Annotated in this window: 10 protein-coding genes; 1 reads left to right on the top strand and 9 read right to left on the bottom strand. The window is 32.3% G+C overall.

Translation table 11 applies throughout. The features are described from left to right. Nucleotides 1-141: 141 nt before the first annotated feature. The 5 genes from ABID96_RS08925 to rsgA all read right to left on the bottom strand — a co-directional run bounded on the left by ABID96_RS08925 (nt 142) and on the right by rsgA (nt 7,366). Nucleotides 142-3,333 carry a DEAD/DEAH box helicase gene (locus tag ABID96_RS08925; RefSeq protein ID WP_483301346.1) on the bottom strand — a complete coding sequence of 1,064 codons (3,192 nt, stop codon included), beginning with the start codon at nt 3,331-3,333 and terminating at the stop codon, nt 142-144. 351 nt (nt 3,334-3,684) lie between these two features. Next, a complete protein-coding gene (locus ABID96_RS08920) occupies nt 3,685-4,323 on the bottom strand; it encodes a response regulator transcription factor (RefSeq protein ID WP_192601697.1) in 639 nt (212 codons plus the stop codon). Between the two features lie 13 nt (nt 4,324-4,336). Then, entirely contained in the window at nt 4,337-5,353 is a 1,017-nt protein-coding gene (locus tag ABID96_RS08915) for a sensor histidine kinase (protein ID WP_192601696.1), read from the bottom strand. Next, complete coding sequence (liaF, locus tag ABID96_RS08910) at nt 5,350-6,099, bottom strand: cell wall-active antibiotics response protein LiaF (protein ID WP_192601695.1); 750 nt, start codon at nt 6,097-6,099, stop codon at nt 5,350-5,352. Before liaF ends, ABID96_RS08915 begins: the two co-directional genes overlap by 4 nt. Before the next feature lie 220 nt (nt 6,100-6,319). Continuing rightward, nucleotides 6,320-7,366, bottom strand: a complete 1,047-nt coding sequence (gene rsgA / locus ABID96_RS08905; RefSeq protein WP_192601694.1) for a ribosome small subunit-dependent GTPase A — start codon at nt 7,364-7,366, stop codon at nt 6,320-6,322. A 688-nt stretch (nt 7,367-8,054) separates the two neighbouring features. Between rsgA and ABID96_RS08900 the strand changes: the two genes are divergently transcribed. After that, the gene (locus tag ABID96_RS08900) at nt 8,055-9,446 is read left to right on the top strand and encodes a peptide MFS transporter (RefSeq protein WP_192601693.1); all 1,392 of its coding nucleotides are present in this window, start codon (nt 8,055-8,057) and stop codon (nt 9,444-9,446) included. Nucleotides 9,447-9,486: 40 nt separating this feature from the next. Here the strand turns inward: ABID96_RS08900 and ABID96_RS08895 are convergent, their stop codons facing one another. From ABID96_RS08895 to ABID96_RS08880, 4 genes are all read right to left on the bottom strand, one after another. Beyond that, nucleotides 9,487-9,936, bottom strand: coding sequence for a dCTP deaminase domain-containing protein (locus tag ABID96_RS08895; protein ID WP_192601692.1), 450 nt, complete (start codon nt 9,934-9,936; stop codon nt 9,487-9,489). Nucleotides 9,937-10,020: 84 nt separating this feature from the next. Next, nucleotides 10,021-10,722, bottom strand: a complete 702-nt coding sequence (locus ABID96_RS08890; RefSeq protein WP_192601691.1) for a nucleotidyltransferase domain-containing protein — start codon at nt 10,720-10,722, stop codon at nt 10,021-10,023. 65 nt (nt 10,723-10,787) lie between these two features. Further along, nucleotides 10,788-10,982, bottom strand: a complete 195-nt coding sequence (locus ABID96_RS08885) for a DUF3980 domain-containing protein (RefSeq protein ID WP_377897050.1) — start codon at nt 10,980-10,982, stop codon at nt 10,788-10,790. 243 nt (nt 10,983-11,225) lie between these two features. Continuing rightward, the gene (locus ABID96_RS08880; protein WP_192601690.1) at nt 11,226-12,041 is read right to left on the bottom strand and encodes a GNAT family N-acetyltransferase; all 816 of its coding nucleotides are present in this window, start codon (nt 12,039-12,041) and stop codon (nt 11,226-11,228) included. Between the last annotated feature and the right edge of the window lie 248 nt (nt 12,042-12,289).

Raw genomic sequence — 12,289 nt, 5'->3', positions numbered from 1 at the left:
CATTCTCAAAAAAAATCATATATAAATAAGGCTTCATTCTAATATACTCGCATTTCAATTTTTCAGAATGGATAGATTGAAACTAATTGTGATAGAAAAGAGTATATTCAAAAATACCGCTCTAAATTAAAGAGCGGTAGGTTACATCATTAATATTTCTCTAATATCTTCTTCAGTTAAAGTAGAAGATACTTTGTCATCTGAGTCAATGATCTCTTCAACCAATTCTTTTTTCTTAGATTGAAGTTCATTCATTTTTTCTTCAATTGTTCCTCGGGCAACTAGTTTAATGACTTGCACATCATTTTTCTGTCCGATGCGGTAAGCACGATCCGCGGCCTGTTGCTCTACTGCTGGATTCCACCATAGATCGTATAAGACTACCGTATTTGCCCCGGTTAAATTTAACCCCACTCCACCAGCTTTTAGTGAAATTAAAAAGAAATCACATTCACCATCATTAAATCGATTACACATCTCTAATCGCTTCTCAGAGCTTGTACTTCCATCGAGATAGAAAAATTCGTCTCCATTGATCGATAATTCCCTTCCGATCATTTCAAGCATTTTCGTAAATTGGGAAAAAATTAATACTCTTCTATTAGCATGTTTTGATTCTTCAATAATTTGCAGGAGCTGCTCAAATTTTGCAGAACTCCCTTTGTATCCTTCAATAAATAATGCAGGATGACAGCATATTTGCCTTAACCTTGTGATGCCAGCAAGTATTCGAATCCGTGTTTTTCCAAACGATTTATCTTTATCTAAATGCTTTAATGTTTCTTGACGTAGCTTGGCTAAATAAGCTGCATATAGTTTTTTCTGTTCAGGTAATAATTCCTCTGATTCAATCATCTCTACCTTTTCAGGTAACTCTTTAAGCACATCTTCTTTCATTCTTCTTAATAAAAATGGGCGAATTCTCCGTGCTATCGTCTTTTTTGTTAAATTGCTATATTCTTTTAAACCTTGAAACAGCTCAGGAAAGACCACATGATAAATTGACCAAAGCTCTTCAAGTGAGTTTTCTACTGGAGTTCCAGTTAGCCCAAAACGATAATTTGCCTGAAGCTTTTTAACAGCTCTTGCAGTTTGTGTTAATGGATTTTTAAAGTTTTGAGCCTCGTCAAAAAATACTGTGTGAAATGTTTGTTTTTCAAACCATTTTATATCTTTTCTTAACAAAGGATAAGAAGTAATGACAACATCAACTGTCGAAACATCCTCTTGTAGCTTCATTCGATCGCTCTTTTTACCATCCAATACAACTGATTTTATATTTGGTGCAAATTTATAAAATTCACTTAGCCAATTATAAGTCAAAGAAGATGGACACACGACAAGTACAGGTAGTTTCTTGTTTCGTACTTCTGGAAGTATCGATAAAATATAAGAAATACTTTGCAAAGTTTTACCTAATCCCATATCATCAGCTAAAATCCCACCGAATCCATAATTAGCCAATGTTTTCATCCACTTATAGCCATGTTTTTGATAATCTCTTAAAATCGGTTTAACACGATCAGGTATTTGAATATCAATGTTTCCAGGATTTTGAATTTGATCTAAAAACTCATGGAAAGACTTTTCTAGTTCAAATGAATTTGGATTATCTTCGGAATCAATTAGTTGAAGCCCTCTCACTATTGGTAAATTCAAACCAGTGATCAAATCTTCTTCTTGGCTCGGAACCTCTTTTAAGAAGCGTTGAATTTCTGCAAATTCTCTCGTTTCAAGTGTAAATAAAGTCCCATTTTTTAATCTATAATATTTTCTTTTCTCTTTTAAAGCCGTAATAACTTCACGTATTTCATTTTCAGAGATACCATCCATTTTAAATGTAAACTCTAACCAATTCGTTCGTTCTTTTTTCACTTTTACATTTATTTTAGGAAATGTATTACCTCTAAATATTCGATTTCTCACAGCAGTCGTAGCATGAATTTGTACAAGTTTCTCTAGCTTTGGGATTTTATGATGTAAAAACTCGTATTCTAATTCTTCATTATGCAAATAATACCCACCATCAGTTTTTGAAAATGAACATTCTTCCATTAATTGTAATATTTCATATTCCTTTTCCTCATCTCTCGTTACATTCGAATGATTAATAAAATCGCGATGATCTAATGGATTTATTAAAATATGGTCGTAATGAAAATCTAGCCCTGCAAGTAAGCGATTTTTCACACGATCTAAATATAATTTCGCAACTAACGGGGGCCTATCGAATTGCCTTAAAAATGCTTCGGAAATTTGGACTTCTCCTAATCTCTTCAAGCCTGGTATGACTGTATCCATAAAGAATTTAATTTGCTTAGTAGGAATCGGGATGATGGTCGTTCCCGAAATATGTAACATCTCTTTTAAATCCGTTAATCTTATGAAGTCTTCACTTTTCAGTCGGTAGAACTTCCCCTTCGTGAGTACGTAAGAATAAGAATTCAGTAATATGACATCTTCCAAACCATACACATTTAATTGGAAGTCTTTTTTGTTGGCTTCAATAATATCAAACTGTAAAGGCAGCAAATGTGATGCAATGTGCAGTTCATAATATGACTTGTCCTGGGTAACCAATTTTACAATTGGAACATGTAATAATGAATTGACTAATTGTTCCCATGACGTTGTTGGAATGAATAATGTGTCATGATGATTTTTAGTAAATGTTTGATCATGAATATGCTCCAAAAACGATTTTTCATCGTCCATTAATTGTACCAATAGTTGGACAACATCATCTGTCTCTCTTAATAGGCAATGTAGATTTGGATCATATGTAAACGATTTTGAAATTTCCGAGGCATGTCCAATTTTTACATTTTCCAAAAACTCTCGTATATTTCCCACTTTCGAATGGCCAATATTTACTTGAATCCCACATATATGACTTCCATTTTGCAAAGGAATAACTTGTAACGTAAACTCTGCATTGATGATTTGTCTTGTTTCAAAAAGACGTTGCTTTCGACTTGATCGACTTGATTTTTTTCCGTTGAATAACTTAACAAATCCATCTGTAAGATCTGAGTTTGATGTTTCATAATCAGTTAAATTACTATTTAAGTTCGGAGTTGTCCCTTTTTGTAGATGCTCACACATTGCAATTAAAACTGCAGCGATATGCTGACAATCTCTATGATACGATGCAAGTGATGGACAACTACATGATGTTTGCAACATATCTTTATCGTTACTTTTAATACTTACTTCAAAATCTTCAGTACCTTTTACAATTGCAAAACTTTCATGTATATTAAATTTTTTAAATATTACTTTATTAGCGCGAAAAAAAGATTCTCCTCGTTTGAAGGAGACTTCACCACACATTTCTTTAATTTTTTTATGATTTAATGTTCGAACCAAATGTGTTTCTCCTCCTTAACGTTTTGTAAACTCATTATTCTATCTTACCATTTCTGATCCATAACCAAAATTTATAAAACTGTATTTCACTAAAAAAATTCAAATTCTAAATAAGAACTATTTAAATGTTTTTTTATAAGTTTTCTTAAAAGAATTGAATTGTAAAGAAGTTTTTTGACTTATTCGTCCACGCCCCACTTAAAAGCGAGCATCCTGGAGTGGAAATCTACGAAATTCTCAAAAGAGATTACTAAGACATTCAAAAATATAGGGCCGTCTCTTTTGAGACAGCCCCTTTTTCAGATTTACATTATTTTATTTCTGTTCAACGATTCCATGTCTAAATGCATAAATAACAGCTTGAGTACGATCAACTACTTCTAATTTTGTTAGAATGTTACTGACATGTGTTTTGACTGTTTTTAATGACACAAATAGTGCATCTGCTATTTCTTGATTTGATTTCCCTTCAGTCATCAAATGAAGAACTTCTTGCTCTCTTGCTGTTAAATCATCATGCAATTCTCGATGGGACGATTTTCTCATGCGATTCATCATTTTACCAGTTACGACAGGCTCAAGTACTGAACCGCCATTATGAGTTGTACGAATAGCATTTGCGATATCACTTGCTCTTGATGTTTTTAGCATATAACTGATCGCACCAGCGTCGATTGCTGGGTATACATTTTCATCATCAATAAAACTCGTAACGATAATAATCTTAGCATCTGGCCATTTTGCGATAATTTGTTTAGTCGCTTCAATCCCATCCATTACTTCCATTACTAAATCCATTAGAATAATATCCGGTTTCGTGTTTAATACTAGCTCAATTCCTTCTTTTCCATTACTTGCTTGACCAACTACTTCAATATCGTTTTGCGTACTCAAATATGTAGAGACACCCATTCGTACCATTTCGTGGTCATCAACTAATACTACTTTTATCACTTTTTTTGCACCTCTATTCAATTACTGGAACTTTGACTTCAATTTGAGTCCCTCGATTTGGAATACTAACAATTTTTGCAGTACCTCCAATTTCAGAGGCACGTTCACTAATAGACTGAATACCGTAAGAACCTGTTTTACGTTTTTCAATATCAAAACCGATTCCATCGTCAATCATTCGTACTAACACAAAATCTTCAATACTTCTAATTCTTATTTCAAAAGTCTTCGCATTTGCATGTCTAAGCGTATTTGATAAAGCTTCTTGTATAATTCTAAATAAATGATCTTCAACACCTTTTGACAGTGAGATATCATCTATTTTCCATTTTAAGTGGAGAGCCTGACGATTTGTTAAATCAGCTAGTAGCTTTTCTACACCTTCCTTTAAGCTTTTCCCTTCTAATTGGACTGGTCTTAAATGAAGTAATAAAGCTCGCATCTCAGATTGTGCGTTTACAGCCATTTTTTCAATATATCGTAATTGTTCCTGATAGGTTGTATCGCCTAGTTCATTAATTGCAGAAATCATCATCGATATCGCAAATAACTGTTGGCTTACTGAATCGTGTAACTCTCTTGCTAATCTATGCCTTTCTTTTGTTACAACATCCTCAATTGTTTGTGATTCAATTAATTTCTTTTCATCAACTAATTTTTGCACAGTTTTTCTTGAATCTTCAATCTGTTTAGATATTTTTAGGAGATTTGATTCGATATCATTTTCAATAGAACGAATAGAATGATTGTAATCCTTATGATAAGTACCGTTTTCTGCTTTAATCATCCCTGTTAATAGTGCTTTCTCATTATGACGAATTGTACTAAGAACTGCTGTACTATACACAATCGCAATGATTAGAATCGCGATAAAAATAATTAATAATAATGATAATTTCCCTACTTTATAAATCATTAATTTATCAAATAGCGTTTGATCAATGAAATAATAAACAATACCACAGATTAATGCGCTGGACGTCAGAGATGCCATGCAGATTGATAAAAATATTCCCTTATCTACTTTCATCTGTTTGTCACCTCTATTTTTCCAACTGCTAATGAGGTAATGATTTTTAATTTTCTTGATGCCTCTTTATAATCATTCGTAGTAAATTTGCAATTTTTATTAAAACCTTTTAACTCATTTTTTAAGATATTAACTTTTCCAAATAAAGTTGCATGATGAAAAGTTAAATCTACATCATATGGAACATATAAATTGATGTTTCCAATCAAACCATTGATTGCTAAAACAGTTTCGCCTTCAGGTATAAAGGAATCTGTTAAATCAATCTCAATATCACCAATACCAAAATAATAATCAACATCATCTAATTCAAATGTCGTATCATTTTTCATTCGAATATTTGAAAAAAATCGATTTGAAATTAATGATTTCGCTTCAAATACACCTGAACTTGTTTTCTCTTGTGTGAGTGGAATTACAATTTTTTCATTTAATTTTGAGTTAATGAAAATTAAATAACCTATATAAATCACAATAAATGCTAAAACACCTAAAATAGACTTCAGTTGAAATACATTGCTTATAAATAAAATAATCCCACCAAAAAATGCAATATTTGCTGAAGTTGACGGATATACTTTTCGTTTTTTTGCACCATATTGAATTAAATATATACCGACTCCTGCTGCAATAATTGCAAATGGATTCAAAAACAAATCAAATAAAAGCCCTATACCTGCAATGATAAATAATATTCCAATTAACTCATTGCTAGACAATCGTCTTAAATGCTCTAAATGCTTCATATTGCTCTCCTCTATTCACTAAACGTAACTTGTTAATAACAACTGAAAGCAAATTGTTAGTAACGCTTGTAATATGTAGTTTATCTATTTTTGATTAAATCGTTAACAACCTTAAGTATTGTTTTTTCTCGGTCTAAAGTCTGAGAAAAATTTGTAAAAATCTATCTGATTAAATAGCAGAGTCTTTCCAAAAGAAAAAGAAGAGTAGCATACTCTTCTTTTATTTATAAGATTTCGTATTCATCATCTTATGCATTTTTTTCCACTTGTCTTTTTCAATCCTTGCTAATGAAGCATCTTGTTTTCTTTCGGCATATGCCAATTCTCTCATTAATTTACGATAACTTGTTAATCTTTGAGCGTCTAACAGACCATTTGAAATGGCTTCATTAACTGCACATCCAGGTTCTTTTTCATGAGTACAATCGGAAAATTTACACGATTTCGCTAACTCATCTACATCAGAAAAAGTTGAGCTTAAATGGTCTTCGCCACCCCATAATTGAAGTTCTCGCATACCTGGTGTATCAATCACCATTCCACCAGTAGGTAAGAAGAATAATTCACGATGGGTCGTTGTATGCTTACCTCGATCATCACCTTCACGAACATTCTGTGTGATTTGTTTCGATTCACCTATTAATGCATTTAATAATGTTGATTTACCGACACCAGAAGAACCTAAAAGGGATACCGTTTTCCCTTCTGAAACAAGATTTTTAACTTCTTCAATTCCTTCCCCGTTTGTACTGTTTACCGTATAAACGGGGACACCGAATGCAATCTCATCAACCTCTGCAATTCTTGAAGGAAGATCGTCACATAAATCTTTTTTCGTTAGAACGATAATTGGATTCGCACCACTTTCATATGCTACTAACAAATAACGTTCTAATCTTCTTATATTAAAGTCATTATTTAATGCCATGACTAAAAATACATAATCGATATTAGCCGCAACAACCTGTTCTTCCGTCTTGTCGCCTGCTGATTGTCTTGAAAATTGGCTCATTCTAGGTAATACTTTTTGAATAATTGCTTTATTTTCACCTTTTAGAGGTTCAATGACCACCCAATCTCCTACCGATGGATAATCACTTTTGACTTTTGCTTGAAATTGAAATTTACCAGAAACTTCTCCGATCCATTCATTTTCTCCATCATGTAATTTGTAAATTTGTCTTTGTTCAGAAATCACACGAGCCACTACAGTTGATTGTTCTTTTTCTCCGAACACATCTTTCCAGCCTAATTGTTCTAAATTCATTTTGTCCTCCTAAGTGTAAGGACAATAATGAAGCATTACTTCATTTCTTGTCCCCTTGTAATTGCTTTCTTATTTAGTAAACTAATTGAATTTCCCATATAACATCACTCCGTTTCATTAAAATTACTATTAGTATATCCAAATTTTAGAAAATCGTCCATATGAATTAATTGAATATTAAAACAGAATAAATACTTATTATATAATTCAACAAATTCCGACATTTCCAATTATTTACTTTTATTAAAAATTATTAATCTAAGATAACAAAATTAAGAAAACCCTTGAAATATTTCAAAAACTTATTATTATTTAAATATAGGTCTTTTAGATTAGACATGTTTTGCCTTTTTCAAATGAAAAAGCACTGATACACATATATTTTTGTATGAAAAATCAGTATTGCAAGACTTGTCTGACAATACAAAATACTTTACAGTGTTGCGTTGTTTCGTGTTATACTACAAAAGTATTTATTATCCATATTTTTACACAATTCAAACAAATGAATTTTGTCTGTATGATTCTGTTTAGATATGAAGATCATCTTTTTTTAGGTAGAATTGTCGAAATTTGTAGAATATAAATTATTTTTTACACCAAATTGACAGAATAGTGTATGAATTTGCGACAATAAATATTCAAACACAAAACGACACAGAATAGCACTTAAGAGGGAGGAATTAAAATGAGCGTAGCGACTCAAAACGTATCATCAAATGAGCAACAACAAAAAACGAAACACCCGCCTGGCCTTTACTTATTATTTGCAACAGAGGCTTGGGAACGCTTTAGTTATTATGGAATGCGTGCACTATTAGTTCTTTATTTGACAACATCAGTAGTTCAAGGTGGACTTGGATTTAAAGATGCTTGGGCTTTACAACTTTACGGATTATTTACTGGTCTAGTATATTTCACACCAATTATCGGTGGTTGGATAACAGATAATTTCCTTGCTAAACGTACTGCTATTACTATTGGTGGTATCATCATGGCAGTTGGTAATATCGCATTATTCGGTATACATTCTTCAACTGGTTTATACCTTGGATTGATTTTAATGATTATCGGTAATGGTTTCTTCAAGCCAAATATCTCAACAATTGTTGGTGAACTTTATGAAGGAGATGACCCACGTCGTGATGGTGCATTTACAATCTTCTACATGGGTATCAACTTAGGTGCATTCTTTGCTCCACTTGTTACTGGTTATTTAGCACAAACTTTATTTATGTCTAAAAATGCTGCTGGTGATGATTTATTCGGTTACCGTTATGGTTTCTTAGCAGCTGCGATCGGTATGATTATTGGTCAAATTATTTTCAATTTATTAGCTTCAAAATATCTTGGTGATTTAGGTACAAAACCTAATGCTAAAGTTGTTAAAGAGGGTAATACCGCTTCAGTTAAGGATGTACCTCTTACAAAAAAAGAAAAACAACGTACGACTGTTATCTTTATCTTAGCTGCATTCGTAGTATTTTTCTGGGCTGGATTTGAACAAGCTGGTTCATCATTAACGCTATATACTGAACGTTTCTTAGATCTTAATGTTGGTAGCTTCCCAGTACCATCTGCATGGTTCCAATCTGTTAACCCATTATTCATTATGCTTTTCGCTCCAGTTCTTTCTGCGATCTGGATTAAAATGGCGAAAAATGGTAAAAACATTAGCGTTCCAGCGAAAATGGCAATGGGTCTAATCCTTTTAGGTGTTGGTTTCGCATTCACAATTATGGCAGTTATGAAAACAGGTTCTGATCCAAAGCATATCACTGTAAAAGCAAACATGATGTTCATGGTTATGACATATTTCTTCCATACAATTGCTGAATTAGTACTTTCACCAGTTGGTTTATCAGCAGTATCTCGTTATGCACCAGTTAAACTTGCTTCATTATTAATGGGTGTATGGTTATCATCAAGTTTCATTGCAAACTTAGTTGGTGGTCAACTAGCTGCATTTACAACTACTCTTGGTATGTTACAAGTATTCTTAGCAGTAGGTGGAGCAGCAATCGTTGCAGGCTTAATCTTACTAGCTTTATCACCAAAACTTGCAAAAATGTTAGACTAATTTCAAAACAAAAAGCACTCGAAAATTTCGAGTGCTTTTTTTATTTACCTGTGCTACCGAATCCGCTTGTTCTTTCTTCACCAGCAATATCATCGTCAGTTAATAAAAACTTTTGGAAAACTGCTTGTCCGATTCTCTCACCTTTTTGAATAATGACAGGTTCATTTGTAACATTTAAAAGTTGCATCATGATATGCCCATCATTTGATGGATTGCTATAATAATCCGAATCAATGACCCCTACTCCATTACCTTTTAATAAACCCTTTTTTAATGGTGTTGAAGAGCGTACGTATAATGCAAGGAATTCATCTCTTTGCATATATGCTTTTACACCAGTTCCTACTAACTTAAATTCATTTGGTTGAATAATTGTATCTTCAATACTTTCAATATCGTAACCAGCAGCGTGAGTTGTCGCTCTCTTAGGCAAATTAACGCCTTCCTTTTCAAAACCTTTTGCTATCTCAAAACCACGAATTTTCTCCAAAGTATTCACCCTTTACCATATATTTCATTCCTTAGTTTAACATATAAAAAGTTCGATTATGAATGAAATTTAAAGCAGCATTAATTATTTTCCTAACTGGAAACCCTCAAATCGTTTACCTCCAAAAGGTTCCAATGCAGATTCAGCTATTTTAATAATTCCACTCTTTTCTCCTGTTTGAAAATAGTTATGAAATGCTTGAAATATTTCTTTTGTTAAGTATGGATTAAAATGCTCCATTTCTCGATAAACCCATTTTGAAGAACCCACCCAATGCTGATTTGTCCTTAAAATAAATTCGTGTAACTTATCTAATAATGTAGTTGCAATACAAATAGATTCATTTATGTGTTCTGAACCTATAAAATCATCAATTAGATCTGATAAAAAGTATTGATGAAATTCTATCGTTTTTTCATCCCATTTAGGTGGACCACCTAACATCGTTTCTTTAGCGTATTGAACTACTTTTTCTAATTCTGGATGTTGCATTATCACCATACCTTCAGCTAGCATACGTGGCAATGTCGGTCTCGCTCTCTTCACATCGCTATCAAAAAATGGTTTATATGACTCTAAATCGTATACAAACACTTCAATCATCCAATCATATTTCATCACAGATTCTCGATATGCATTCACTTCTTTTTGAAATACGACAATATCTAAATCTGACGTGGCTGTTTCTTTACCGATCGCAACACTACCACTTAAAATTGCACCTAAACAATCTGGGAATTCCGTTTGAATAAACTTCTTTGCTGCCTCAATTGCTGATAATCTCATTTAGGCTACTCCTCTTTCTTACTGATACTTGATATTTTGTATTGTTAAAATTATATCATGATGATTCATAACTTTTTATAAATTTTCAAAACAGTCTCTATTAATAATATGAATCCCTTTATAATGAAATAGATAAACACAGATTGAAAGATCGCTCCAAGCATAGCGATTCCAACTGTCCCTGATACTTGAACACTCGACCCAATAGAAGACGAGTTAATCATACTACCAGAAAATATTGTAATTAGTATCGTACCGATTAAGTAGCGTGTTTTTAATTAACTTAATGTAGTTAGCAATGGATGTTGAAAATGATGATTCGGCATTTCCACTTCTTTATTTTGAATCGCTTTGTTTAGTCAATCATAACAAAGAAATTCATCACTAAATTGTCTTCCATTTTCTAATACTGATGTAAATTTATCACATCTTGAACAGTTTTTATTTAACATAATTCTTACTCCAATCTAAAAAAGAATGTGGTTTACACATTCCTTTTTCCATTAATATTGATAGTAGTCTTGCGTGTCATATTGCTCAAAGCCACAACTTGTATATAATTTTTTTGCGTTTTTATTTTCTAATGCAACTTCTAAATGTATCTCATTTCCTGTTTTGTTTTCTTGTTCTATAATTTGTAACAAAGTATTTTTACCATATCCAAATCCTTGAAATTTTGGTAAAATCGCAAAACCGTAAATCCAGCTTTCTTGATGTTCTCTTTGGACACTCAGTTTTCCGATTTTTTCATCATTTACTTCTATTATGTAACATTTACGATTAGGCTCATTTAAAACTCGCGCATTGTATGTTTGAGCATCTTTTTCTTCAAAACCAAAGGACTCTACATCTATTCTTGAAATCAATTCAAAATCTTCTTGTGTCGCATCTGATAGCTTAATAATCGGTTCAAAAGCTTGTACTTCTTGATCCTTCCAAACCATTTGGTATTCTGAGAAAGAATAGTCACATTTCTGAGTTTTAATGAACTCTTGTGCTGTCATAGATGCTGCTGGAGCATTCAATAAGATTGTCGTTGCATTACTGCTACTTTCAAGACCTTCACGAAGTAATGACGTAAAAATTCCTTTTCTTCTATATTTTGGATGGACCATTCCACATATTTCTACTTTACTACCAAAGTAATATTTACCTAAGAACCCAACTAATTGATTCTCTTCATAATAAAAGAAATCTTCTTTAACATCACTATTGCGATTTCTAAGCATATCCCAATTTAATTTTAACTTAATTTGATCATAGCTCTCACAAGCCTTTTGTAATTCTTTTATATTTAACAATTGGTCTTTTGATAACAAATTTTTCACCTTCTATTTTAAATTACGTCACTCTCTTAATTTCCACAAAAATGAATTTAGTCCTTCTTGATTAGGCTCTTTTTCAAAATACTTCATAAAACATTACTCCGATTATGAATAAGACGTTCTCTTTTGGAGTACGCATAACTATAATAGTAGGCATTTTAACTTTAAAAATGGAGTCGAATTTACATACTTTCAAGCTACTTTTTATTTCCATTAAAATTTCATCACCTTTTGTCATTTAT

The organism is Gottfriedia sp. OAE603 (assembly GCF_040543965.1).
GTDB lineage: Bacteria > Bacillota > Bacilli > Bacillales > Bacillaceae_G > Gottfriedia > Gottfriedia solisilvae.
Note: the sequence above shows the minus strand (reverse complement) of the source record. Positions and strands in the feature narration are given on the sequence as shown.

Excerpts from the sequence above, each read along its gene's own strand:
- ABID96_RS08925 (WP_483301346.1), bottom strand. The coding sequence starts at position 3,333 with ATGTGTGGTGAAGTCTCCTTCAAACGAGGAGAATCTTTTTTTCGCGCT.
- liaF (WP_192601695.1), bottom strand. The coding sequence starts at position 6,099 with ATGAAGCATTTAGAGCATTTAAGACGATTGTCTAGCAATGAGTTAATT.
- rsgA (WP_192601694.1), bottom strand. The coding sequence starts at position 7,366 with ATGAATTTAGAACAATTAGGCTGGAAAGATGTGTTCGGAGAAAAAGAA.
- ABID96_RS08900 (WP_192601693.1), top strand. The coding sequence starts at position 8,055 with ATGAGCGTAGCGACTCAAAACGTATCATCAAATGAGCAACAACAAAAA.
- ABID96_RS08890 (WP_192601691.1), bottom strand. The coding sequence starts at position 10,722 with ATGAGATTATCAGCAATTGAGGCAGCAAAGAAGTTTATTCAAACGGAA.
- ABID96_RS08915 (WP_192601696.1), bottom strand. The coding sequence starts at position 5,353 with ATGAAAGTAGATAAGGGAATATTTTTATCAATCTGCATGGCATCTCTG.